Annotated in this window: 24 protein-coding genes; 17 read left to right on the top strand and 7 right to left on the bottom strand. The window is 73.7% G+C overall.

Translation table 11 applies throughout. From position 1 onward, the window contains the following. Window positions 1-58 precede the first annotated feature (58 nt). A complete protein-coding gene (tatA, locus tag ACZ6EM_RS36645; RefSeq protein ID WP_465774313.1) occupies window positions 59-370 on the top strand; it encodes a Sec-independent protein translocase subunit TatA in 312 nt (103 codons plus the stop codon). A 77-nt stretch (window positions 371-447) separates the two neighbouring features. On the opposite strand, the gene ACZ6EM_RS36640 is transcribed toward tatA, so the two are convergent. Together ACZ6EM_RS36640 and ACZ6EM_RS36635 are read right to left on the bottom strand one after the other, a co-directional pair. Further along, window positions 448-2220 carry a serine/threonine-protein kinase gene (locus ACZ6EM_RS36640; RefSeq protein ID WP_465774312.1) on the bottom strand — a complete coding sequence of 591 codons (1773 nt, stop codon included), beginning with the start codon at window positions 2218-2220 and terminating at the stop codon, window positions 448-450. 134 nt (window positions 2221-2354) lie between these two features. Beyond that, window positions 2355-3008, bottom strand: a complete 654-nt coding sequence (locus ACZ6EM_RS36635; protein WP_401056647.1) for a TetR/AcrR family transcriptional regulator — start codon at window positions 3006-3008, stop codon at window positions 2355-2357. 157 nt (window positions 3009-3165) lie between these two features. Here ACZ6EM_RS36635 and ACZ6EM_RS36630 point away from each other — a divergent pair, with 157 nt between their 5' ends. The 9 genes from ACZ6EM_RS36630 to ACZ6EM_RS36590 all read left to right on the top strand — a co-directional run bounded on the left by ACZ6EM_RS36630 (window position 3166) and on the right by ACZ6EM_RS36590 (window position 12410). Continuing rightward, window positions 3166-4377, top strand: coding sequence for an agmatine deiminase family protein (locus tag ACZ6EM_RS36630; RefSeq protein ID WP_401049813.1), 1212 nt, complete (start codon window positions 3166-3168; stop codon window positions 4375-4377). Window positions 4378-4513: 136 nt separating this feature from the next. Next, window positions 4514-5587, top strand: coding sequence for an agmatine deiminase family protein (locus ACZ6EM_RS36625; RefSeq protein WP_465774311.1), 1074 nt, complete (start codon window positions 4514-4516; stop codon window positions 5585-5587). Window positions 5588-5615: 28 nt separating this feature from the next. Next, the gene (locus ACZ6EM_RS36620) at window positions 5616-7262 is read left to right on the top strand and encodes an ABC transporter substrate-binding protein (RefSeq protein ID WP_465774309.1); all 1647 of its coding nucleotides are present in this window, start codon (window positions 5616-5618) and stop codon (window positions 7260-7262) included. Then, window positions 7259-8218: an ABC transporter permease gene (locus ACZ6EM_RS36615; protein ID WP_465774307.1), complete on the top strand. Its 960-nt coding sequence runs from the start codon at window positions 7259-7261 to the stop codon at window positions 8216-8218. Before ACZ6EM_RS36620 ends, ACZ6EM_RS36615 begins: the two co-directional genes overlap by 4 nt. After that, the gene (locus ACZ6EM_RS36610; RefSeq protein ID WP_380550792.1) at window positions 8215-9069 is read left to right on the top strand and encodes an ABC transporter permease; all 855 of its coding nucleotides are present in this window, start codon (window positions 8215-8217) and stop codon (window positions 9067-9069) included. Before ACZ6EM_RS36615 ends, ACZ6EM_RS36610 begins: the two co-directional genes overlap by 4 nt. Beyond that, window positions 9066-10046 (top strand): ABC transporter ATP-binding protein, encoded by a 981-nt coding sequence (locus ACZ6EM_RS36605; RefSeq protein WP_465774306.1) that lies wholly within the window; start codon window positions 9066-9068, stop codon window positions 10044-10046. The genes ACZ6EM_RS36610 and ACZ6EM_RS36605 overlap by 4 nt, the downstream gene beginning before the upstream one ends. Then, complete coding sequence (locus tag ACZ6EM_RS36600; protein ID WP_452179996.1) at window positions 10039-10836, top strand: ABC transporter ATP-binding protein; 798 nt, start codon at window positions 10039-10041, stop codon at window positions 10834-10836. The genes ACZ6EM_RS36605 and ACZ6EM_RS36600 overlap by 8 nt, the downstream gene beginning before the upstream one ends. 85 nt (window positions 10837-10921) lie before the next feature. Next, complete coding sequence (locus ACZ6EM_RS36595) at window positions 10922-11128, top strand: DUF4436 family protein (protein WP_465774327.1); 207 nt, start codon at window positions 10922-10924, stop codon at window positions 11126-11128. Between the two features lie 100 nt (window positions 11129-11228). After that, window positions 11229-12410 (top strand): agmatine deiminase family protein, encoded by a 1182-nt coding sequence (locus ACZ6EM_RS36590; protein WP_452179995.1) that lies wholly within the window; start codon window positions 11229-11231, stop codon window positions 12408-12410. Window positions 12411-12518: 108 nt separating this feature from the next. Here the strand turns inward: ACZ6EM_RS36590 and ACZ6EM_RS36585 are convergent, their stop codons facing one another. Beyond that, window positions 12519-13172, bottom strand: a complete 654-nt coding sequence (locus tag ACZ6EM_RS36585) for a TetR/AcrR family transcriptional regulator (protein ID WP_465774305.1) — start codon at window positions 13170-13172, stop codon at window positions 12519-12521. Between the two features lie 142 nt (window positions 13173-13314). Here ACZ6EM_RS36585 and ACZ6EM_RS36580 point away from each other — a divergent pair, with 142 nt between their 5' ends. Continuing rightward, entirely contained in the window at window positions 13315-14502 is a 1188-nt protein-coding gene (locus ACZ6EM_RS36580) for an agmatine deiminase family protein (protein WP_465774304.1), read from the top strand. A 56-nt stretch (window positions 14503-14558) separates the two neighbouring features. On the opposite strand, the gene ACZ6EM_RS36575 is transcribed toward ACZ6EM_RS36580, so the two are convergent. From ACZ6EM_RS36575 to ACZ6EM_RS36565, 3 genes are all read right to left on the bottom strand, one after another. Then, a complete protein-coding gene (locus ACZ6EM_RS36575) occupies window positions 14559-15719 on the bottom strand; it encodes an agmatine deiminase family protein (protein ID WP_401049406.1) in 1161 nt (386 codons plus the stop codon). A gap of 84 nt (window positions 15720-15803) precedes the next feature. Next, window positions 15804-16841, bottom strand: coding sequence for an agmatine deiminase family protein (locus ACZ6EM_RS36570; RefSeq protein WP_401049405.1), 1038 nt, complete (start codon window positions 16839-16841; stop codon window positions 15804-15806). Window positions 16842-17071: 230 nt separating this feature from the next. Then, entirely contained in the window at window positions 17072-17650 is a 579-nt protein-coding gene (locus tag ACZ6EM_RS36565) for a TetR/AcrR family transcriptional regulator (RefSeq protein ID WP_359898998.1), read from the bottom strand. Window positions 17651-17853: 203 nt separating this feature from the next. Between ACZ6EM_RS36565 and ACZ6EM_RS36560 the strand changes: the two genes are divergently transcribed. The 6 genes from ACZ6EM_RS36560 (at window position 17854) to ACZ6EM_RS36535 (ending at window position 23613) form a co-directional block, all read left to right on the top strand. After that, window positions 17854-18357 (top strand): RNA polymerase sigma factor, encoded by a 504-nt coding sequence (locus ACZ6EM_RS36560; protein ID WP_097234875.1) that lies wholly within the window; start codon window positions 17854-17856, stop codon window positions 18355-18357. After that, window positions 18354-19181 carry a zf-HC2 domain-containing protein gene (locus tag ACZ6EM_RS36555; RefSeq protein WP_465774303.1) on the top strand — a complete coding sequence of 276 codons (828 nt, stop codon included), beginning with the start codon at window positions 18354-18356 and terminating at the stop codon, window positions 19179-19181. Before ACZ6EM_RS36560 ends, ACZ6EM_RS36555 begins: the two co-directional genes overlap by 4 nt. Window positions 19182-19227: 46 nt before the next feature. Beyond that, on the top strand, window positions 19228-20037 hold the full coding sequence (locus ACZ6EM_RS36550) for an ABC transporter ATP-binding protein (RefSeq protein WP_452179991.1): 810 nt from the start codon (window positions 19228-19230) through the stop codon (window positions 20035-20037). Then, entirely contained in the window at window positions 20034-21425 is a 1392-nt protein-coding gene (locus ACZ6EM_RS36545) for a hypothetical protein (protein ID WP_465774302.1), read from the top strand. Before ACZ6EM_RS36550 ends, ACZ6EM_RS36545 begins: the two co-directional genes overlap by 4 nt. After that, a complete protein-coding gene (locus ACZ6EM_RS36540; protein ID WP_401052750.1) occupies window positions 21425-22009 on the top strand; it encodes a hypothetical protein in 585 nt (194 codons plus the stop codon). The genes ACZ6EM_RS36545 and ACZ6EM_RS36540 overlap by 1 nt, the downstream gene beginning before the upstream one ends. 608 nt (window positions 22010-22617) lie before the next feature. Beyond that, on the top strand, window positions 22618-23613 hold the full coding sequence (locus ACZ6EM_RS36535; RefSeq protein WP_465774301.1) for a PI-PLC domain-containing protein: 996 nt from the start codon (window positions 22618-22620) through the stop codon (window positions 23611-23613). 102 nt (window positions 23614-23715) lie between these two features. Here ACZ6EM_RS36535 and ACZ6EM_RS36530 read toward each other — a convergent pair whose 3' ends face one another. Next, window positions 23716-24156, bottom strand: coding sequence for a TetR-like C-terminal domain-containing protein (locus ACZ6EM_RS36530; protein WP_465774300.1), 441 nt, complete (start codon window positions 24154-24156; stop codon window positions 23716-23718). Window positions 24157-24466: the final 310 nt, after the last annotated feature.

Raw genomic sequence — 24466 nt, 5'->3', positions numbered from 1 at the left:
GACCGGGCCGCCGAACGGACGGCCCGGTCACGACGATGAAAGGCCGGGTGAGGCGGCGATGCTGCGCAATGGTCTGGAACCCTGGCACGTGCTGGTGACGGTGGCCGTGCTGGTGCTGCTGTTCGGCTCCAAGAAGCTGCCCGACATGGCGCGCGGACTGGGGAAGTCGATGCGGATCCTGAAGTCCGAGACGGCGGCCCTGCGGAAGGAGGCGGCCCCGCCCGGCGGCGCCCCGGCGGGCGACGGTCAGTCCGGCGGGACCCCATCCGGCGGGACCCCGTCAGGCATCGGCCGGTCAGGCACGGCCCCCTCCGGCGGCGGTCCGGCCGGCAGCGGTCCGGCCGAGCCGGCCCGGCACCGGCACCCCTGACCGTCCCGTCGGCCGCGCGTCGCCAGGGACGTCCGAGAGCCGCCGTTCCCCACCAGTCGGTGCGGGGGCGGCGGCTCTCAGCCGTTGCGGCGGTACTGGTCCAGGGACACCCTGACCGGCCCGTCCGCGCCGGCGGTCGACAGCACCCGGACCACGGCGAGGTCCCGGCCGTCCGCGGACCGGACGCAGAACGCGCCGCGCGGTCCGACGGCGCCGAACGGCACCCGCCCGGCCGGCCGCGAGCCGAGCCCCTTGAGGCAGTCGGCGACGCCCAGGCCGGCGTCCCGGCCGATGAAGGTGTCGGCGGCCTCCGGGACGAGGAACTCGCCGTCGCCGCGGCCGACGTACCAGATCGCGCTGTCCACCGGGACGACGGTCCCGGTGGCGAGGTCGAACTCGTAGGAGGAGTCCGCCGAGGTCAGCTCGACCCCGCGGTAGACGGTGGCGTAGTCGGTGACGGGCGGCGGCGCGGAAGCGGTCGGCGCGGTCGGGGCCGACCGGGTGGGGGACGGGGATCCGGTGGGGGCCGACGGGCCGGGCGGGGCCGGGGTGACCGGTGCGGCGGTGCCGGACACCGGGGCCTCCTCGGTGGCGGCCTCCACCTGGTCCGGGTCGTCGAGCAGGAACACCGCCGCCGCGGCGCCGACGGTCAGGGCCACGGCGGCGGTCAGCGCCGTTCGTCCGAGGGCCCGTCTGCGGCCTCCTCCGGCCCGGGCGCGCCTCGCCGGGCCGCCCTCGGCCGAGGGCGCCGGGACGGAGCCGGACGCCGGCACCGGTCCGGACGCGACGACGGTGGGGGTCGGGACGGCCACCGGGGCGAGGACCGTACGGGCCGAGGCCCAGCCCGGTCCGTCCGTCCGGTCGCCCGGATCACCGAAACCGCCCTGCTCGCCGGCATCACCCCGCTCGGCCTCGGCCGGTACCTGCGGCAGCTCGGCGTGCCGGGTCATCTGGTTGGTCAGATGGTGCGGCAGCCAGTCGTCGCCGAACCTGAGGTGCCCGCCGACCGCCGGGTGGCTCCGGGCGGCGGCGATCACCTCGGCGGTGGTCGGCCGGTCCTCGGGCCGCTTGGCGAGGCAGTGCAGCAGCAGCTCGCGCAGGCCCGCCGGGACCGGGGTGAGGTCCGGCTCCTCGTGGACGGTCCGGTAGAGCGTCGACGGGTCCGGCCCGTCGCCGAAGGGCGGGTTGCCGCCGGCGACGTGGACGGCGAGGGCGCCGAGGGCGTACACGTCGGTGGCCGGGGTCGCGGGCCGGCCCATCGCCTGTTCGGGCGCCATGTAGGCGGGCGAGCCGATGCGCAGCCCGGTGCCGGTGAGCGCGGCGGCGTCGGCGGCCCGGGCGATGCCGAAGTCGATCACCCGGGGGCCGTCCGGGGCGATCAGCACGTTGCCCGGTTTGAGGTCGCGGTGCACCACCCCGGTGGCGTGGATCGCCTGCAGCGCCTCGGCGATGCCGGCAATCAGCAGCAGGACCGTCCGTTCGGGGAGCGGGCCGAAGCGCCGTACCACCTGTTGCAGGGACGGGCCCGGCACGTACGTGGTGGCCAGCCACGGCGGGGCGGCCTCCACGCCGGCGTCCACGAGCTGGGCGGTGAACAGTCCGTGGATGCGTCTGGCGCTGGCCACCTCCTGGGCGAACCGGGCGCGGAACTCCGGATCCTCGGCCAGTTCGGGTCGCACCACCTTGAGTGCGACCGGCCGCCCGCCGGGGGTGTAGGAGAGGTAGACCCGGCCCATGCCGCCGGCCCCGAGCCGCGCGTACAGCCGGTAGCCGCCGACCTCGCGCGGGTCGTCCGGGGTCAGCTCCTGGAAGACCGGCTGGAGGGCGAAAGGGGATCGGTCAGCGGACATGCGGGCTGCCTCTCTCGGCGGGCGGTGGCGTCGGCGGGCGGGACGTCGGCGGTCGGGGACTCGGGTGCGCGGGGGCCCGACGGTCGCGGAAGCGGCGTGCGGCGGGCACGGCCTCGCAGAGTTTAGAGGTTTCGTCAGGATTGGCCGAATCCGTCGCCGCCGGCTCGTCCGGGGCCCCCGCTGCCTCCGGAGTCCCCGCCGCCCCCGGCGCCTCGCCGGGGGTCTCCCAGCTCCGCCTCGATCGCCCCGCGCAGCAGGCGGCGGGCGTGCTCGACCGGCAGCGAGCCGCTGAGCCAGCGCACGCTCAGGCCCTCGACGAGTGCGGTCAGCCGTTCGGCGGCCGCCGCGTGCGCCGGCGCGGTGCCGCCCGGATCGGCCCGGGCGAGCAGTTCGGCGACGTCGTGAACCCAGGTGTGGGTGGTTCGCGCGAGGTCCTCGCGAAGCTCCGGGTCGAAGACCGCGGTGGCTCTCAACTCGCCCCAGGCGGTGCTGTTCTCCCGTACTTCGACGGTGTCCTGGAGCTCCAGGAGCAGCACCTGTTCCAGGTCGGCGCGGGGGTCCTCGGTCCGGGGCACCGGGTCCGGTTCGGCGGTGTAGTGGTCGGCGCGGTCGCTGATGAAGTCGAGCGTCCGGCGCAGCAGGCCGGCCCGGTCGGTGAAGTGGTAGTAGATCAACGAGGTGGACACCCCGGCTTCGCTCGCCAGCTCGCCCACCCGCAGTCCGCGTACGCCGCGCCGGGCGATGACCCTGGTGGCGGCCTTGAGTATTTCTGTCCGACGGTCCGACATGGGCGCCCACTCTATGTGCTCCTCGGCTGGTCGGGCCAGCTGCCTGATGATCGTTTCAGGGTTTTCGAGGAGTCCTGCATCAAAAGCTTGACTGAATTTTCAGTACGGTAGAGGATGCGGGGCAACCCCCCACCTCCCACGTCATCCAGGGAGCGCCATGCACACCCCCACACCCTCACGACGCGGCCTGCTCCGGCTCGGCGCCGCCGCCGTACCCCTGATCGCCCTGGGGACGGCCCTTCCGGCCACCGCCCGGGCCGCGACCGCCGGCCCGCCAGGTGCCCCCGCCGCGGCGGACGCCGTCGCCCCGGCCGCGGCGGGCAGCACCACGCGGCTGCGGATGCCCGCCGAGAGCGACCGGCACGACCGCACCTTCATGGCCTGGCCGGCCCTGTCCTCGATCTGGCGGACCCAGCTCTCGGCGGTCCGCGACGACATCGCCCGCGTCGCGTACGAGATCTCCCGCTACGAGCCCGTCGTCGTGGTCGCCCGCCCCGGCCAGGCCGCCGACGCGCGCTACTACTGCGGCCCCGGCGCCTACCACGCGATCACCGTGGTCGAGATCTCCAACGACGACCTGTGGATCCGCGACTTCGGCCCGACCTTCGTGGTCGCACCGGGCACCGTCGCCGGCGTCGACACCAACTTCAACGGCTGGGGCAAGACCGGCACCCCCTACTACCAGCGCTGCACCGAGGACGCCGCGGTCGCGGCCGCCCTCCTCGCCGAGTACGGCGTCGACCGCGTCCGGGCCCCCTTCGTCGGCGAGGGCGGCGCCCTGGAGACGGACGGCCAGGGCACCCTGCTGGCCACCGTCAGCTCGCTGGTGAACCCCAACCGCAACCCCGGAATGTCCCAGGACCAGGTCGAACAGGCCCTGAAGGCGTCGCTCGGGATGGACAAGGTGATCTGGCTGGCCGGTCTGGCGGGCCAGGACATCACGGACTACCACATCGACTGCCTGGCGCGCTTCACCGCGCCCGGCCGGGTGCTCCTCGACCGACCCGGCCCCGGCACCGACCGGATCTGGATCGACGTCTACGAGCAGGCCGAGCAGGTCCTGCGGACCGCGACCGACGCCCAGGGCCGCCCGCTGACCGTCGTGGAACTCCCCGGCCCGAACCGCGCCCGGATCCGCGGCCGAGGCAAGGACTTCCTGTCCAGCTACACCAACTTCTACGTCGCCAACGGCGCCGTGTTCGTCCCCCAGTTCGGCGACGCCGACGCCGACGCCCGGGCCTGCGCGATCCTGCGGGCCGAGTTCCCCGGCCGTGACGTCGTCCAGCTGAACATCGACACCATCGCCTCCGGCGGTGGCGGCATCCACTGCGCCACCCAGTCCCAGCCGGCCGTTCCGCCGGCGCTCTGAGACCCCCTGGCGGCCCGTCCGGTACCCCACGGAGGCGGGCCGCCGGGGATCCTTCCGCTCCCACCACCTTCCCCCTCGACCGGCCCGCGCCCCGAACGCGCCGGGCCGGCCGGGGACCGACCAGAAGAGGTTTCCCGTGACGTACCGAATGCCCGCGGAGTGGACCGAGCACGAGGGCTGCCTGATGGCCTGGCCCGTCCGCCCGGACCTGTGGGGCGACACCCTGGCCGAGGTGAAGCGCGAGTACGCGGCGGTCGCCCGCGCCATCGCGGAGTTCGAACCGGTCACCATGGTGGCCCCGCCGGGCCACGGCGACGAGGCGCGCGCCCACTGCGGCGCGGGCACCGGCACCGGCACCGGCACGGGCACGGGCACCGGCATCACCGTCGTCGAACTCCCCACCGACGACTCGTGGTTCCGCGACTCCGCGCCGATCTTCGTCCTCGACGGCGACGGCCGCCGGGCCGGCGTGGACTTCCGCTTCAACGCCTGGGGCCGCAAGCACAGCCCCTGGGACGCCGACGACCGGATCAGCGGCCTGCTGCTGGAGCACCTCGGCACCCCGGCGATCCGCTCCGGGATGATCCTCGAAGGCGGTGCGATCACCGTCGACGGCGAGGGCACGCTGATCACCACCGAGCAGTGCCTGCTCCACCCCAACCGCAACCCGGAGATGACCCGGCAGGAGATCGAGGCCGAGCTGAAGGCCCGGCTCGGCGTCACCACGATCGTCTGGCTGCCCTACGGCGGGGCGCTGGACACCGAGACCGACGGGCACGTCGACGGCGTCTGCGCCTTCGTCGCCCCCGGCAGGGTCGTGGTGCAGCTCCCGGCCGATCCCGGCCACCCGGACTACGTGCGGATGCGGGCCAACCGCGCCGTGCTGGAGCACTCCACGGACGCCCAGGGCCGGCCCTTCGAGATCGTCGACCTGCCGCAGGCCGCCTTCGTCGAGGTCGACGGCCGGGAGGTGGAGGTCGGCTACCTGAACTTCTACCTCGCCAACGGCGGCGTCGTGGTGCCGATCGCCGACCACCCCGAGGACGCGGCGGCGCTGGCCGTGCTGGCCGCCGCCTACCCGGACCGCAAGGTCGTCGGCGTGCGCGCCCGGGTGATCGCCTACGGCGGCGGCGGCGTCCACTGCATCACCCAGCAGATCCCGGCCGCCACGCAGACCACCGCCACGCCGTCCGCGGCTGCTCGCGCCTGACCCTCGCCAGCGAACGGAGAAAACCCTCATGACTCCCACCGCGCCCGCGAGACGCACCGCGGCCCGGCGGCGACTCGTCCTCGCCACCGCCCTGCTCTCGGCCGCGGCCCTGGTCGCCGCCTGCTCCGGCCCGCCCCGCGGCGCCGGCGGGTCGGCCGTACAGCTCTCCGCCGACACCCCGCCGGCCACGGGCGAGCTCGACTCCTTCACCTGGGCCACCTACGCCGAACCGCCCACCCTGGACTACGTCCAGGCCTTCGACTACCCGCAGAACACCGTGCTCGCCAACGTCTGCGAGAGCCTGATGCGCTGGACGCCCCAGCTCACCCTGGCCCCCGGCCTGGCCGAGAAGGCGTCCAGCCCCGACCCGACCACCTGGGTCTACGACCTGCGGGCCGGCGTGCACTTCCACGACGGCACGGTGATGACCGCCGACGACGTCGTGTACAGCCTCGGCCGGCAGACCAACCCGGACAACGCCTCCGCCTGGGCGCAGGTGTTCCAGAACGTCGACTCCGTCACCGCGACCGGCCCGCTCCAGGTCACCGTCAAGCTCAAGCAGCCCGACTCCCAGTTCCCCCAGTACATGGCGACGGCCGCCGGCGTGGTCGCCGCCAAGGCCGGGGTGGAGGCGGCCGGCAAGGACTACGGCACCAGCGGCGGCCTCGACTGCACCGGCCCCTTCAAGCTGGGCGGTTGGGCCAAGGGCCAGTCGATCGAACTCCAGCGCTTCGACGGCTACTGGGGCACGAGGGCCAAGGCCGGGAAGGTCGTCTTCAGCTTCCTCACCGACGCGTCCGCCCGCACCAACGCGATGCTCACCGGGGACGTCGACGGCGGCTACCTGATCCCCACCGAGAGCTACGACCGGTTGAGGAAGGACGGCCCGGGCACGCTCTACTTCGGCGAGGGCCTGAGCACCGTCAACGTCAACGTCACCAGCATGCACGGTCCGCTCGGCGACCTGCGCGTCCGCCAGGCCCTGTCGCTGGCCCTCGACCGCTCCGGCTTCGTCAAGGCCGGCCTCTCCGGCGCCGGCACCGTCACCGGCTCCCTCACCACCAGGGCGGCCTGGGGCGCGGCCCCCGACGACGTCCGCAGGACGGCCTTCGACGGTCTCACCCCCACGGCGCAGGACATCGACAAGGCCAAGGCCCTGGTCAAGGAGGCCGGCGCGAGCGGCCGGACGATCGTCATGGCCACCAGCACCATCGGCCAGGACGTCTCCCTGCTCGCCACCGCCGTCCAGGCCGCCGGGGCGAGGATCGGGCTGGACGTGCAGCTGAGGACGATCGCCCCGAACGCCTTCACCGCGCTGTTCACCGACCCCAAGGCGCGCGAGGGCATCGACCTGTTCCCGGAGACGTACTACGACTCCATCACCGACCCGCTCGACCTGCTCGTCAACTTCCGGACCGGCGCCTACCAGAACTTCGCCGGGTACAGCGACGAGGCCTATGACGACCTCGTCGACCAGGCGACCGCCGAGTACGACCCGGCCGGGCGCGGCGCGATCGAGGCGAAGCTCCAGCAGACCGCCTCCCAGCAGCTGCTCTGGATCCCGGTCGCCGAGTGGCCGACCGCCGTCTTCCTCAACAAGCGCATCACCGGCGCCCCCACCACCATCGCGTACATGTACTACCCGTGGGCCGCCGACGTGGGGGCCGCCCGGTGAACTTCCTGAGATTCGCCGCCCGGCGACTGGCGGAGATGGCCGCGACCCTGCTCGGCGCCTCCTTCGTGGTCTTCGGCGCGATGTACCTGGCGCCGGGCAACCCGGCGAGTTTCCTCCTGTCGGGCCGGTCGGCCTCGCCGGCCGCCCTGCAGGCGATCAACGACCAGTACCACCTCGACGACCCGTTCCTGGTCCGGTACTTCCGCTGGCTCGGCCAGGTGCTGCAGGGGGACTTCGGGCGCTCCATCACCTACCGCACCGACGTCTCCACGCTGCTCGCCGACCGACTGCCGGCGACCCTGACACTGGTGGCCATGGCCCTGCTGGTGGTCGTCGTCATCGGCCTGGCGCTCGGCTGGACCGGCGCGGTGCGCGGCGGCGCGACCGACTCGGCGATCCTGCTCTCCACCACGCTCGCCGTCGGCACCCCCTCCTTCGTCGCGGCCGTCCTGCTGCAGGGCCTGTTCGCGGTCAAGCTGGGCTGGTTCCCCACCAGCGGCACCGGCGACGGCCTCGCCGACCTGCTGTGGCATCTCACCCTGCCCGCGGTCGCCCTCGCGCTGTACCTGATCGGGATGCTCGCCCGGGTCACCCGTTCGGCGATGCTGGACGCCCTGGAGGGCGAGCACGTCACCGTCGCCCGCAGCCGGGGCGTGCCCGAACGCGAGGTGATCCGCCGCCACGTGTTCCGCAACTCGCTGGGCACCGTGCTGACCACCGGCGGCCTGATCGTCTCCACCCTGCTGGTCTGCACGATCCTGGTGGAGTCGGCCTTCAGCGTCGGCGGCATCGGCCAGCTCCTCGAACTGTCCACCACCACCAAGGACTTCCCGACCGTCCAGGCCATCTCCCTGCTCGTCGTCGCCCTGTTCATGACCGTGAACCTGGTCGTCGACCTGCTCCACCCGCTGGTCGACCCCCGGGTCGCCCTCGGCACGAGGAGGTCCGACGCATGAGTGTCGCCCTCGCCCGCCGGCCCGGTCTCGGCCGCCTCAAGGCCGCCCGCGCCCCGCTCCACCTGGCCTGCCTGGGCATCGTCGCCCTGGTGGTGCTCGCCGCCCTGCTCGCCCCCTGGATCGCACCGGACGACCCCAACGCCGTCGACCTCGGCAACGCCCTGGCCGGCCCCTCGCCCGACCACCTGCTCGGCGTCGACACCGCCGGCCGCGACACCCTCTCCCGGCTCCTGCTCGGAGCCCGCACCTCCCTGCTCGGCCCGCTCGGCGTGGTCGCCTTCTCCACCGTCGCGGGCGTGGCCGTCGGCCTGGCCGCGGGCTGGCGGGGCGGCTGGCTCGACTCCGTCCTCTCCCGCAGCACCGAACTCGTCTTCGCCTTCCCCGGCATGCTGCTCGCCATCCTGATCGTCTCGGTGTACGGGGAGGGCCTGCTCGCCCCCGTCGTCGCCCTGGCGGTCGCCTACCTGCCGTACGTCTCCCGGCTCACCCGCTCGCTCGTCCTCGCCGAACGGTCCCGCCCCTACGTCTGCGCCTACCAGGTCCAGGGCCACTCCACCCTGCAGATCTGCCTGCGGCACGTCCTGCCCAACATCGCCCCGATCGTCCTCGCCCAGTCCACGATCAACTTCGGCTACGCCCTGATGGACCTCGCGGGCCTCTCCTTCCTCGGGCTCGGCGTCCCCGCGCTCACCCCCGACTGGGGGCGGATGGTCTTCGACGGCCAGACCGCGATCCAGCACGGCTACCCGCTCTCCGCGATCCTGCCGTGCGTCCTCATCGTGCTCACCGTCGTCGCCTTCAACGTCGTCGGCGAGCGCTGGGCCGACCGCGTCGCCCGGAGGACCCCATGAACCGCAGCAGTCACGAACCGGAGCAGCGCGTGAACGCCCTCGACGTCCGGGGCCTGCGGCTCCGCCTGCCCGGCACCGCCCGACCCGTCCTCGACGGCGTCGACCTCACCGTGGGCCCGGGGGAGACCGTCGCCCTGGTCGGCGAGTCCGGCTCCGGCAAGAGCCTCACCTCCCGCAGCGCCCTCGGCCTGCTGCCGCCCGGCGCCACCGCCGAGGGCAGCGTCCTGGTCGACGGGGAGGACGTCCTGACCATGGGCCCCGACCGGCTGCGCGCCCTGCGCACCGGCCGGGCCGCCATGATCTTCCAGGACCCCCGGGCGGCCATCAACCCGCTGCGCCGCGTCGGCGACTTCCTCACCGAGAGCGTCCGCCTCACCGGCGCCGTGGGCCGGGAGGACGCCGACCGGCGCGCCGCCGAACTGCTCGACGCCGTCGGCCTCGGCCCGGAACTGCTGCACCGCCACCCCGGGCAGCTGTCCGGCGGCATGCTCCAACGCGTCATGATCGCCGCCGCGCTGATGGGCGACCCGGTCCTGCTGCTCGCCGACGAGCCCACCACCGCGCTCGACGTCACCAGCCAGGCCGAGGTCATCGCGCTCCTCGGGGAACTGCGCCGACGCTTCGGAACGGGCCTGCTGTTCGTCACCCACGACCTCGGCCTCGCCGCCGCCATCAGCGACCGCGTCTACGTCATGTACGCCGGGCGGATCGCCGAGACGGGCCCCGCCGGAACGCTCTTCGAGAGGCCCCGCCACCCCTACACCGCCGCGCTGCTGGCCTCCACCCCGGGGCTGGAGTCCGACCGTCGCCGCCTCGCCGCGATCGACGGCCAACCGCCGGACCTGCGCCAGGAGTTGACCGGATGCGCGTTCGCCGAGCGGTGCCGGTACGCGACCTCCCGGTGCCGCGAGGAGACCCCGGTGGCGCACCCGGTCGCCTGCCACCACCCGCTCGAAGGGAGCCGTGCCGATGCCTGAGGCCGTACTGGAGGTCACCGGACTGTGCCGGACCTTCGGCACCGTACGGGCGGTGGACGACGTCTCCTTCACCCTCGCCGCCGGCGGATCGCTCGGCATCGTGGGCGAGTCGGGCTCCGGCAAGACCACCACCGCCCGGATCGTCGTCGGCCTCGAACAGGCCGACGAGGGGCGGGTCGCCGTCCGGGGCCGGGCCCGCGGCGGCCGGGTGCGGGGGAGGGCCGAGCGGCTGGCCCGCGCCCGCGAGGTCCAGATGGTCTTCCAGGACCCGTACCTCTCCCTGGACCCGCGCACCAGCGTCGAGGCCGTGCTCCGCGAGACCCTGCGGCTGCACTTCCCCGGCACCGACCACGAGGCCCGGATCCGGGAGCTCCTCGACCAGGTCGGCCTCGGCACCCGGGCGGCCGACGCGCTGCCCCGGCAGCTCTCCGGCGGCCAGCGCCAACGCGTCGCCATCGCCCGGGCGCTGGCCGTCCAGCCGGCCGTCCTGGTGCTGGACGAGGCGGTCGCCGCCCTGGACGTGTCCGTGCAGGCGCAGGTGCTGAACCTGCTCGCCGACATCCGCGAACAGACCGGCATCGGCTACCTGTTCATCACCCACGACCTCGGCGTCGTCCGCTGCGTGACCGACGAGGTCGTCGTCATGCGCCACGGACGGATCGTCGAATCCGGCCCCACCGCCCACGTCCTGGACTCCCCGCAGCACGCCTACACCCGGCTGCTGCTGGAGTCCGTCCCCCGGCCCGGCTGGGATCCCGACCGGATCGCCGCCGCGCGCCGCGCCTTGTAGGACGGCCCCGGCCCGGCAGGTGGTGGGACCCGCCGGGCCGGGGTGACCGAGCAACACCGGCGGGCGACGCCGGGCGGCAGCGAACCTGCCGGCCCGGCGCCACCGCCGCAGGAAGGACGACCGTGCAGGTCCGGCCCCCGGGTCGCCGCCGAGCGGATCACTGATCGACTACGTGGCGTTCTTCTGGGCCGAGGGCGTCATCGCCGCCGGCCTGGCCTGCACCGCCTGGTCCGGCATCCGCACCGAGCACCGGCTGCGCCGCGAGCGGGAGGCGGCCGCCGAGGGGCCGTGAGCGGATTCCCCCGAACGGCGGGTGCGTGCCGCGCCGGAATCTGACCTTCCGGTCAGTAGCGTGCGGAGCCGAACCCCGACACCAACCCGAACGAGGCCCCATGGCGCACCCCCGGCCGTCCCGCCGCTCACTCCTGCGGTCCGGGGCCGCGCTCGCCGCGCTGGCCCTGGCCGGTGGCTGCTCCTCCGACGGCGGATCGGAGGAGCAGTCCGACAGGAGCGGTACGGCTTCGGGCGCGGCCCCGTCCACGAGCCCGGCGGCCGGGGGGTGGGCCATGCCGGCCGAGTCCGGCCCGCACACCCGCACCTTCATGGCCTGGCCGGCGCTGGAGGAGGTGTGGGGCGACCAGCTGCCCGGGGTCCGGCAGGACATCGCGGGGCTGGCCCAGGCGATCGCCGGCTTCGAACCGGTCGTCCTGCTGGCCCGCCCCGACCAGGCGGCCCAGGCCCGGCAGGCCGTCGGATCCTCGGTCGAGGTGCTCGAACTGAAGGTCGACGACCTGTGGGCCCGGGACACCGGCCCGACCTTCGTCACCGGCCCGCAGGGGCTGGCCGGGGTCGACTTCAACTTCAACGGCTGGGGCGACAAGCAGACCCACGCCAATGACAGCCTGGTCGCCCGCTACCTCCTCGACCACTACCGCATCACCCGCATCCAGGCGCCGATCACCGGCGAGGGCGGCGGCATCGAGGTGGACGGCGAGGGGACGCTGATGGCCACCGAGAGCTCCTGGGTCAACGGCAACCGCAACCCCGGCAAGTCCCGCGACCAGATCGAGGCGAGCCTCAAGGACCTGCTCGGCGTCGAGAAGGTGATCTGGTTCCAGGGCGTCGCCGGGCAGGACATCACCGACTGCCACGTCGACGCCCTCGCCCGCTTCGCCGAGCCGGGCACCGTGGTCCTGCACCGTCCCGCCGCCGACGCCCCGCCGGACGTCTGGACCACCGCCTCCGCGCAGGCGCTGCAGGTGCTGCAGACGGAGACGGACGCCCAGGGCCGCACGCTCAAGGTGGTCGACCTCCCCGAGCCCGACACCGCCCGGATCCCGGGCGCGGGCAAGGACTTCCTGGCCACGTACATCAACTACTACGTCTGCAACGGCGGCGTCATCGTCCCGCGCTTCGGGGACCAGGCCACCGACGACCGGGCGGCCGGCGTCCTCGGCGACCTCCACCCGGGCCGCAAGGTCACCCAGGTCGGCATCAACCACATCGCCTCGGGCGGCGGGGGCATCCACTGCGCCACCCAGCAGCAGCCCGTGGCGCCCGGCTCCACCCCGTGACCGGTCGGGCTCCGGAGGGTCGGGCGGCGCGGATCGGGCTCCGGACGGTCGGGCTGCGGACGGTCGGGTGACGCGGGTCCGGGCGGCGTACGGTCCCTCCGCGGACCGTCAGGCGCCGGACGGCCGGGGGGCGGACGACAGCGATTCCAGCAGGGTCCGCAGCACCCGCTCGGCGTCCACCGTCCCGTCCAGCGACCCGATGGCGGCGAGCCCGTCCACGGCGGCGGCGAAGGCCTCCCCGAGCGGGACCGGGTCGCCGCGGTCGCCGCGTTCCTCCAGCAGGCAGCGGAACAGGCCCACGAAGGAGGCCCGCCAGCGCGCGTACTCGGCCTCCAGGCTCGCGCGGACGCGTTCGTCGTTGAGGGCGAGCCAGTGCAGGGCGGCGTGCAGTCGGGCCAGGTCGGGGCTCTCGGGCCGGGTGAGCAGCGTCAGGACCCGCTCGGAGCGCTCGGCGTAGCCGCCGGGGCCGGCGACCGCCTCCTCCAGCGGCGTGATCCACTCGGGCCGGATGTCCGCCACGACCGCGACGATCAGGTCGGTGCGGTCCGCGAAGTGGTAGTGGCACATCCCGTGCGAGACCCCGCACAGCGCGGCCACGTTGCGGGTGGTGAACCGCCCGGCGCCGTCGCCCGCGAGCAGGGTGCGGGCCGCCGCGATCAGCCGGGCCCGGGTCTGCTCGCCCTTGGCGGAAGCGCGGGTCCGGCCGGGGCCGCCCGCCGCGGAGGCCGTTCGTGCGGCCGTGCCTGTCGCCTGTGTCGCCATGGCCGTCACTGTAACGACCGGGGGAGTGCCGCCGGGGCGCATCGGGAACGATGGCTGCGCAAAGTATTGACCGAGCGCTTGGCCAGTTTTACCTTTTCGGTCAACTGCTGCACAAGCAGCGGACGTTGACATGGAGGCAGTGATGGACGACCGCTCCAGAACCGGGACGACGGCCGCGGAGGGGCTCGACCGCCGCCGGTTCCTGACGGCCGCCGGGATCGTCGTCGCCGGCACCGCGCTGACCGCCGCGACCGGTGGGCCGGCCCAGGCGGCGCACCGCCGCACCGCCGCGGGTGCCGCCGCCGACGCCGGCCTCGCCGCGGGCTTCCGGGTGCCGCTGGACACCGTCCGGCACACCCGCACCTGGATGGCCTGGCCGGACAGCAGCACCATCTGGCGCAACAAGCTCGGCGGTGTCCAGTCGAACATCGCCCTCATCGCCAGAACCATCGCGAAGTACGAGCCGGTCACCATGTGCGCCAACCCGGCCGGTGTGGCCAAGGCACGGTCGATGTGCGGCTCGACCGTCACCGTCATCGGGGACGTCCCGGTCGACGACTGCTGGATGCGCGACACCGGCCCGGTCTTCCGCACCGACGGCGCGGGCGGCCTGGACACGATCGGCCTCAACTTCAACGGCTGGGGCAACCACCAGAACCCGCACGGCAACGACGCCCTGGTCGCCCGGGGCGTCGCCGCCTACCTCGGCCTGCCGTTCACCGCCGCCGGGCTGGTCGCCGAGGGCGGCGCCATCGAGACCGACGCGGCCGGGACGCTGATGGCCACCCGGAGCAGCATCCTCAACGCCAACCGCAACCCCGGCATGTCCCAGGCCGCGGTCGAGAGCGCGATGTGCGCCGCCTACGGCGCCACCAAGGTGATCTGGTTCAACGGTGTCGCCGGCCAGGACATCACCGACGACCACGTGGACGCCACCTCCCGCTTCCTCGGCGCGGGGACGGCCGCGGTCCAGATGCCGCTGGCGAGCGACACCGACGCCTGGTCGAACGACGCACGGCAGCAGTACCGGATCCTGACCACCTCCACCAGCGCCCAGGGAACTCCGTTCGGGGTCAGCCAGATCCAGGGGCCCGACTACAACCTGATCCGCTCGACCGACCCCAACTTCGTCGGCTCCTACGCCAACTACTACCTGTGCAACAACGCGGTGATCGCGGCGCAGTTCGGCGACACCAAGGCCGACAGTGCCGCCCGGGCCGCCCTCGCCCGGATGTTCCCCGGCCGCACCGTCGAACAGCTGAACATCGACAGCCTGGGCGTGGGCGGCGGCGGGATCCACTGCGTCACCCAGCAGCAGCCCGCGGCGTGAGGCGGTGGGGCCGGGCCGACCCTCCGGCCGACCCGGGGAGCCGGCCCGGCGCCCGCTCAGCCCAGGGCGGGGATGTCGTGGGTGGCGCAGTGGATGCCACCGCCGCCGGCCGCGATCGCGTCGATCGTGACCGGCACGATCTCCCGGCCAGGGAAGTACTGCTTCATGATCTGCTGGGCCCGGTCGTCGGCCCTGGCATCGCCGAACTTCGGCAGGTAGACGCCCTTCGTGCCGATGTAGAAGTTCATGTACGAGGAGACGAAGGCGTCACCGCGCCCGGTGATCCTGTCCGGGTCCGGCTGCTGGAGCTCCACCACCTGGAGCTTGCGGCCCGTCGCGTCGGTGGCGTCCTTGAAGACGGCGCGGGCCTGGTCGGCCGAGCGGGACCAGACGTCCGGCGGGGTGCCGGGGAAGGCCTGGTCGAGCAGGACGACGCCGGGGGCGGCGAAGCGGGTCAGGCAGTCGACGTGGGCGTCGGTGATGTCCTTGCCCTTGACGCCCGCCAGCCAGATCACCGTGCTCACGCCGAGGACCCGCTTCAGCTCGGCCTCGACCTGGTCCCGGGTCATGCCCGGGTTGCGGTTGTCGTTGACGACGGAGCTCTCGGTCACCATCAGGGTGCCCTGGCCGTCGGTCTCGAAGGAGCCGCCCTCGGCGACCAGCCGGGTCTCGACCCGCTCCACGCCGTACTTGGCCAGCACCGTCCGGGCGACCTTGGCGTCGTTGCCGCGCTGCTGCTTGCCGCCCCACCCGTTGAAGTTGAAGTCGACGCCCTTGACCGTGCCGCCCTCCTCGACGAACACCGGCAGGGTGTCCCGGGCCCACAGGTCGTCGACGGCGATCGGCACCACCTCGACGGCCGAGCCGCAGGCCTTCCGGGCGGCGTCCTGCTGCTCGGGGCGGGCCATCAGCACGACCGGTTCGCGCGCCGCGATGGCCTGGGCCAGGCCGGCGACGTCCCGGCGGACGTCCGGCAGCTGCTCGCCCCAGATGTTCTCGGAGGCCGGCCAGGACATCACGGTGCGCAGGTGCTTCTCCCACTCGGCGCCGAAGCGGCGCACACCGGGGGTGCCGCCGGGCTGCGGGGGCGGCAGGGTGGCGCCGTCCTCGATGCCGTTGGGGTCGCAGGCGGTGAGGCCGAGGGTGAGGGCGCCGACGCCGGCGCCGACACCGGCGAGGCGGCGCATCAGGGTACGGCGGGACAGGGCAGGGGACATACGGGCACTCCGGCTGTGGTGGTCGGTGCGGTGGACAGGACGTGCGGTACGGAGGCTGCGGCTGCGACGCAGGCCGCCCGGTGGCTACGGCAGCGGTTCGTGCATGGTCGAGCAGTGGATGCCGCCGCCGCCGGCCATCAGGCGGTCGACGTCGATCTGCACCACCTCGCGGCCGGGGAAGGCCGCGGCGAGCGTCTCCCGGGCGGCGGCGTCCTTGTACGCGTCGCCGAACTCGGCGGTGATGACGCCCCCGTTGACGAGGACGAAGTTGAGGTAGGAGTCGACGAACGTGGAGCTGCGGGAGCGGACGGTGTCCGGGCCGTGCACCGGGACGACCTGCAGGCGGCGGCCCCGGGCGTCGGTGGCGGCGGAGAGGATCGCGAACTGCTCGCGGGCGTCCCGCGCCCAGGAGTCGTTGCGGTCCGCCGGCGGCAGCTGCACCATCACCACGCCGGGGCGGACGAACCGGGAGGTCACGTCCACGTGGTCGTCGGTGATGTCCTCGCCCCTGATGCCCGGCAGCCAGATCATGGTGTCCGCGCCGTAGGCCTCCAGGACGGACTCCTCGATCTCGGCCCGGCTCATGCCGCGGTTGCGGTTCTTGTTGACCAGGCTGCTCTCGGTGGCCATCACCGTGCCGTCGCCGTCGGTCTCGATCGCGCCGCCCTCGCCGACGAAGTCCGCGTAGGTGTGGCGCAGGCCGCGGCGGGCGGCGAGGCGCTCGGCGACCCGGGCGTCGTCGTGGTGCACCTGCTTGTTGCCCCAGCCGTTGAAGTTGAGGATCACCGCGTCCAGGCCGCCGTACCCGTCCCGGCGGAACACCGGCGCGGTGTCGCGCATCCACAGGTCGTCGGTGGGGATGGCGGTGATCACCTCCACCCCGGAGCCGCACCGGGACCGGGCCTTGCCGGCGGTCCAGTCGTCGGGGGCGCACATCACCACCGGCTCGAACTCGGCGATCGTGCGGGCGATCAGGGCGATGTCCTCCTGGACGCCGCCCAGGCGCAGTCCCCACACGCCCCTGCGGGAGGGCCAGGACATCCAGGTCCGCGCGTGCGGGACGTCGTCCGCCGGCACCCAGGGGTACGGCCCGGTGGAGCGGTCGTCGGGGTAGTGGGTCATGAGGGTCTCCAGATCGTGCGACGGTGCCGGGAAGGGCGCCGAGGGCCGCCGGATCCCACTCTTCGCGCCGCGACGCGGTGGCGCACCACGGGGACGGGCCGGCGGCAGCACCCTTCCTGCGGCTTCAGGCTCGCACTGACTGAAAGTTCAGTCAAACCCGTGGGCGCGCCATAACGCATCCTTGACGGGCTCCCCGCGCAGCGTGACAAGCCCTGCGCGGTCCGTACGGCTCAGGACCCGAGCCGGGCCACCTCGACCTCGATCGCCTCGGTCAGCAGGGTGCGGGCGTGCGCCAGCGGCAGGCTGCCGCTGAGCCAGCGCGTACTCAGCCCCTCCAGCAGCGCGGTCAGCCGCTCCGCCGCGCCGGCCAGCGCGACCGCCGAGGCCATCGGCCGCACGTCGCCGAGCAGTTCCGCGACCTCCTGCACCCAGATCCGGGTGGCCCGCGCCAGGTCCTCGCGCAGCGTCTCGTCGAACACCGCGCTCGCCCGCAGCTCGCCCCAGGCGGTGCTGTTCTCCCGCACCTCCGGGGTGTCCTGGAGCTCCAGCAGCAGCGTCTGCTCCAGCTCCTCGCGGGGCGTCAGCGGCGGGGCGTCCTCGGCGCGTTCGGTCGTGTACCGCTCCGCCCGGTCGTTGATGAACTCCAGCGTCTGCCGGAGGATCCCCGTACGGTCCTTGAAGTGGTAGTAGATCAGCGCGGTGGACACACCCGCCTCGGCCGCGAGCTCCTCCACCCGCAGTCCGCGCACCCCGCGCCGCGCGATCACCCGCGCCGCTGCTTCCATGATCGACGTTTTACGACTGGCCACGATCCACCACCTTACCGGCGGCGCGGGCGCCGGTCCCGCCCTCCGGCTGACCGACCGATCAGCCGGAGCCGACGGCCCGGGCGCGGAATGTGGCGCAGGTCACGCCGGATCCAGAACCCGGGCGCCGGATCTCGCGTCTGGCTGGTGTGAGATCACGCAGGAGAGCACTGGACGAGGTGGACGAGGAGCGCCTCCTCCGGCTGGTGGCCAGGGGAGACCGCGGGGCGTTCGACGAGCTGTACCGGCGTACGTCGCCATGGCTGGCGGTGCGGCTGCGCCGCCGCTGCGCGGACGAGCAGATCGTCGCCGAAGTCATGCAGGAGACCTATCTCGCGGTGTGGCGCGCGGCCGGCGCGTTCGCCGGGAGCGCGGTCGGCGGGACGGCCGTCGGGTGGCTGTGGACGATCGCGGCACGCCGCCTCGTCGACGCGTTCCGGCGCCGCGCCCACCACGCCGAACCGCCGGTCGCCGCGGCCGAGCGGGCGGTGGTGCCCGCGGCGGAGGAGGAGGCGCTCGCCGGGACCGTCGGCGGCGACGTCGGCGACGCCCTGAGACGGCTGGCGCCGGAACTCCGCGAGGTACTGCAGGCCACGGTGCTCGACGGGCTCTCCGTCCGGGAGACCGCCGTCCTGCTCAGACTGCCCGAAGGCACGGTCAAGACCCGTGCCCGTCGGGCCCGGATCGCGATGCGGGAGGCGCTCGCATGAGTACGGAACACGCGTCCAGGCAGTTGATCGACGACTACGCACGTGGCGCCACGACGATCGCGGCGGACACGGTCTGGGCACTGGAGGCCCACCTGGAGACCTGCGCGCCGTGCCGGAGCCGGCTGGCGGCCTCCGTGGCCACCGGGGTGCCCGGCATCGCCGCGCTCGTCGACACCGTCCGGGCCGGTCTGGAACCGCACTTGGACGCGGCGGTCACAGTGGCCCCGCGGCGGTACCGGCCGGGATGGGTGTCGTCCTGGCTGACGCCGGTGATGACCCCGTGGCTGGCCATGACCGCCGTCGTCACCCTGGTGGCGCTGCTGCTGGACGCGGTCGCGCCGTCGGAGCGCTTCGGCGGCTCCTCACTCGTGTCGCTGATCGCGCCGGTGCTGCCGCTGTGCGGCGTCGCCGCGTCGTGGTCCAGCGGCCTGGACCCGGCACACGAACTGACCGCCTCGACCGCCAGGGCCGGCCTGCCGCTGCTGCTCAGGCGCACCACCGCGGTCCTCGTGGTGGTCCTGCCCCCGCTGCTGCTGGGGGGATGGCTGACCGGGACCATGACGGCCGCGCAGTGGCTGCTGCCCTCCCTGGCCTTCACCTCCGCCGCCCTGGCACTGGGCAGCGTGGTCGGGGTGACCCGCGCCTCCGTCGGGCTGGCGCTCGCGTGGGGCGCCGTCGTCCTGGCCCCCGCGTCGCTCACCGGTCGCGTCCCCTCCGTCCTTCAACTGGCCCTGCAACCGGACCGGTTGCCCCTGTGGGGGCTGCTCCTCGCGCTCGGCGCCGGCGCCGTGATCGCCCGCAGGGACGCGTACTCGACGCTGTGAAACCCATGTCCACCCTCGAATGTCCACCATCGAAAGGGACCACCGCATGACACCCGTGACGAGCGCGGCCGACACCGCGCCGAAGACCTACGCCTGGGAGATCCGGGCCGACGGCCTGAAGGTCCGCGTCGGACGGAACACGATGGCCGTCGACGGCCTCGACCTCTCCCTGGGCATCGGCGCCCACGGCCTCCTGGGGCCCAACGGGGCGGGGAAGACCACCCTGATCCGGACCCTGGCCACGGTGCTGCGCCCCACCGAGGGCGAACTGGAGATGCTCGGCACCTCCCTGGGCAAGGCGGGCGACCACCGGGCCCTGCGCCGCCGCATCGGCTACCTCCCGCAGGACTTCGGCTACTACAAGCGCTTCACGGTGCGCGAGTTCGTCGAGTACATGGCCTGGTTGAAGGAGGTCCCGAAGAAGGACGTCCCCGAGGCCGTCCAGCGCGCCGTGGAACGGGTGGGCCTGGCCGACCGCGCCGACCACCGGATGAAGACCCTGTCCGGCGGCATGGTGCGGCGGGCCGGCATCGCCCAGGCCATCGTCAACTCCCCGACGGTGCTGCTGCTGGACGAGCCCACGGCCGGCCTCGACCCGGCACAGCGGCTGCGCTTCCGCGAGCTGCTGCACGACCTGGGCCGTGACACCTGCGTGGTCGTCTCCACCCACCTCGTCGAGGATGTCGCGGCGGCCTGCTCCGACGTGGTCCTGTTCGCCGACGGCCGCCTCGTCTTCCAGGGCACGCCGGACGAACTGGCCGCCGCGGGCAGCACCGAGCACCCCGGCGACAGCCCCCTGGAGCGCGGCTACTCGGCGCTGCTCCGCACCTCCGGACAGCAGGGGAGCGCCTGGTGAACCGACGTGTACTGCGAACCGAGCTGAAGCGCTCGGCCGCCCCGTGGGCCGGAGCCGTCGTCCTGGGCGGCAGCCTGGCGGTCTTCCTCCTGTACGACGGAATCTGGTCGAGGGGCACCGCGGGGTGGACGGCCCAGTGGACCACCATGGCCATGTGGACCCGTTCCCTGCTGGCCTTCTGGCTGCCGCTCGTGGTCGGCATCGGGGCGGTGTACGGGCTGCGTGAACCCCGCTCGCGGATGACCGAACTGCTGACGACCACGCCGCTGCCGGCCTGGCGCCGTGCGGCGCTGCCGGCGGGTGCGATCGCGCTCGCGCTGGCGGTGGGCTTCGGCCTCCTCGTCGTCGTGGGCGGAGCGCAGGTGGCGTTCGGCCCGACCACCTACATGGGCCTCGGCTGGCTGCCGATCTCGCTGGTGGCGGTCCTGGGCCTCGTCGCGGCCGCCGTGTTCGCCATGGGCGTCGCGCGGACGCTGCCCTCCGTCCTCACCCCGCCCGCCCTGGTGGTGGCCTGCCTCGCGGTGACGGGCATGCTGCGCATACGGATCGAAGGGGAGGTGCCGGAGAGCAGGACGTCGAACCGGATCGGCCTGCTGTCCCCGGTGACCGCGGACCCGCGGCAGATGCTGCTGACCCTCTCCGACTCCGTCCACCTCGGCCAGACGGTCTGGCTGCTCGGCCTGCTCGCCACCGGCCTCGCGCTGCTGGCGGCCGCCACCCGCCGGGCCCGGCTGCTCGCGGCGACCCCCGCCCTGGCCGGCGCCGCCGTGGCCCTGCTGGTCCTGCCGGCCGCCGCGCGCGACAGCTACGTCGTCGACAAGGCCGCCGCGGCCATGGTGTGCGACGGACCGGTGTGCGTGACCCAGGCCAGCCGCTCGCACCTGGCCGAGCTCGCGCCGCGCGGCCGGGAGGCGCTGCGCGTGCTGCACGAGTCCCTGGGCGACAAGGCGCCGACCTCGGTACGGGAGGACACCGCGCTGCGCGCGCTCGGCGATCCCCGCTCGCTCCCCGCCGACGCGGTGCTGGTCGACTTCGACGATCAGCTGTTCATCGACGCGACCGGCAACGACCTGACCCGCGCGCTGGTCGCCCAGGGACTGGCACCGAGCTGCCACGCCCGCACCTCCCGGGAGGGCGGGTCACAGGACGACGTCGCCCTCCAGAGCGTCGTCGTGAGCTGGGCCCTCGGTGACCCCGCCCTCCGACCGATGGTGGAGCAGGCCACCGACGTGTTCTCGCGCAGGGCATGGGCGGACGCCGACGCCCTCTGGCAGGAGCTGAAGGGGCTGGCGCCCGCCGAGCAGCGCTCGCGGATCGCCGAGCTGCGCACCGCCGCCCTCTCCTGCACGGCAAGGCTGCGCGAGGTGCCGGTGGGGGGTGTGTCGTGATGAGGTGGCTGATGCTGTACGCGCGTTCACGGCAGGTGCCCGCCTCGGCCGCCGCGGTCGTGCTCGTCGCGCTGGCGGTGTGGGCCCTCACCCGGGGCTACGGTACGGGCGCGACGGATGCGATGGACCCGACCGCGTTCTACGTGCTCACCGCGGGCGTGGCGGCGGGTTCCGTCGGGCTCGGCGGGCAGGACCTCGCACTGGACCGGACCGCCGCGATCCGGTGGGCGCCCCGCCGGGCCGCGCACACGGTGCTGATCGGCGCGGTCGCCGGTGCGGCGCTGCTGGCGGTTCAGGCGGTGGGTCCGACGTTCGTCCCCACCGAGGTCGTCGTCCGGGACAGCGCGGGCCTGGTCGGCCTGGCCGCGCTCGGGGCGGTGCTCTGCGGGGCGCACCTGGCCTGGGTCCTGCCGACCGGCTGGCTGGCGTTCGCCGTCCTCGTCCCGCCGCTGCCGCCCACCACCGTGGGGAAGGCCTTCGGTTGGATGACCTTTCCCCCCGGCACGGAGGCGTCCACCTGGACCGCGGTGGTGCTGCTGGTGACCGGCGGCGCGCTGTACGCCGCTGTCGGCCCGAGGCGCTGACTCGGGGCCCGCCCGCCGCTTCCGGGCGCGGGCGGGCGGACGGCCGGGCCCTGCCCAAGCCGGCGTACGAGCAGGTCGGCAAGGCGGCGCAGGCCGCCCTCGGAGTCGCCCTGGCGACGGGCACCCGGGTCCATCCCTGCGGGATCGTCACGGTCGGCCTGGACGGCATGCGGACCGGTGAACTGGCCGAGGTGCTCGGCGAGATCACGGCGACGCCGCGCCGGAGCGAGCAGTTGTCGCACACCCGGGTGATGTCCGTACTGTTCGCCCAGGACCTCGACCTGTGGGACGCCCGCAAGACGCTGCCGCAGGTGCGGCGCGCCCTGGTGGGCCTGCGGGAGTACGACCCGTGCGCGCCGTCCACGCCGGGGGCGTTCGACCTCGCCGAGCACGCGGACGCGCCGGGGTGGAGCTGTGCCACGCCCGCGGCCTGGAGGCGAACCTGGCCGGCTCGGTGCAGAGCCACCACGCCCAGCAGGTCTGGCGGACGACCGTTCCGGTGTCCCCGGCCGAGTCCCCCGGATGTCGTTCATGGCCCGTTTGCCGTACGCCGAGGCGCAGTTGGTGGGATCGTCTTGTCAGTACGCCAACAAGAAGGAGTGTTCCCCTTGACCACTCACCCCAGGCACGGCGCCCGCTCGCGAACCCTCCCGGCACTGGCGGCGGCACTGTGCGGGATCCTCGGTGCCACCGCGCTCGGCACCACCCCGGCGGCGGCGGCCGCCGCCGACCAGCGTCACCCGATCTACGCCATCGCGCACCGGGTCGACACCCTGGACGGCGTGGACGCCGCGATCAACCACGGCGCCAACGCCATCGAGATCGACGTCTGCGCCTGGTGGAACCCGAACGAGTGGCGCGCCTACCACGACTGTTCCTCGGCCGGCGAGAACCGGCTCGGCCCCAGCTTCGACAGCATGCTCGACCGCATCGTCTCCAACGCCAACGCGGGACGCCGGCTGTCGCTGGTCTGGCTGGACATCAAGGACCCCAACTACTGCGGCGAGGAGCCCAACCGCACCTGCAGCGTCGCCGGACTGCGCGACAAGGCCCAGCGGCTGACGGCCGCCGGCATCCAGGTGCTCTACGGCTTCTACGAGTACCACGGCGGCAGCACCCCGGACGTCGGCGGCCGGGGCTGGAAGAGCCTGGAGGGCAGGCTCGGCCCGCTGGAGGGCATCACCACGACCGGCACCCGGGATCAGGTGCAGAGCGCCTTCGCCAAGTCCGGCACCGGATTCCCGGCCGGCCGCCGGGCGATGGACTACGGCGACAGCGACATCACCAAGGGCTTCGGCAACTGCACGGAGGCCACCTACAACACCTGCGCGGAACTGAAGAAGGGAGCCGCCGACCGGGCCGCCGGACGACTCGCGGCCACCCTCTCCTGGACGACCACCTACAACGACCCCTGGTACGTCGACAAGCTGCTGGGCGACGCGCAGGTGGACGGCATCATCGCCGGCTACGGCGCCTTCACCGGCGTGCGGGAGTACGACAACAGCTGGCAGTGCGCCAACGCCGTCAACCTGGTCCGGGACTGGGTGAACCGCCACAGCGGCACCCACCGTATGGCCACCAGCGGCGACCGCCTGTTCAAGTAGGAGACGACCCGGCCCGACCGCACCCGGCGCAGGTCGGGTGCGGTCGGCTGCCTTTCGGCGGGCCGGCCGCTCTTTGGCGGGGTGGCAGCCGCTGGGCGGCGGTCAGCAGGTCGGGGCGGCGGGCTCGGCCAGCGGTTCGTCGTCGGCGCCCGGCGCCAGGCCGCGGAGCAGGTGGGTGAGCAGGTCGTCGAAGACCTCGTCCAGGGCCGGGCCGGAGAGCCGACCGCTCGCGGTCTGGGCGGCCACGCCGTGGACGGCGGTGAAGAGGATGGCGCCGATCCGGTCGGCGTCGCCGGCCCGGATCAGCCCCTGGGTCTGGCCGAGGGAGATGAGCGCGCGGAGGTCGTCCTTCAGCGGCTGCCAGGCGAGCTCCAGTCCGTCCGTCACGGCGGGGTCGTGCTTGCGGGCGAAGGCCAGCTCCAGTAGTGCGCCGTGGTCGGCGGCGAAGTCGACGTACGCGCGGGCGACGGCGAAGGCCCGCTCGCGGAAGCCGTCCCCGCTCCTGCCGCGACGCGCCACGGTTGCGGTCGCCGAGCGGGTCACCCGGCCGAGCCCGGCGGTCTGAGTATTTGGCCTCCGACCCGGAGGGGAGTAGTGTTCTCCGAGTTGCCCCACGGGACGGCCCCTCGGAACGAGCTCGAATCTGAATTCGAGAATGACCGGGGAAAACGGACCGAAAAGCTCTGATAGAGTTCGGGAGCGCCGAAAGGCGAAAGCGAATCGGATGAATGAAACTCCGGAAAACGGAGCGGAAAGTGTCTGATAAGCTGGAAACACGAAAGAACGAAGCCCGGAGGGTCCGCTGGAAGGCGGTCCGAAGGAAGCGTCCGTTCCTTGAGAACTCAACAGCGTG

The organism is Kitasatospora sp. NPDC041917 (assembly GCF_055589745.1).
The sequence above is the reverse complement of the archived record's forward strand: the minus strand, read 5'-3'. Positions and strand labels throughout refer to the sequence as shown.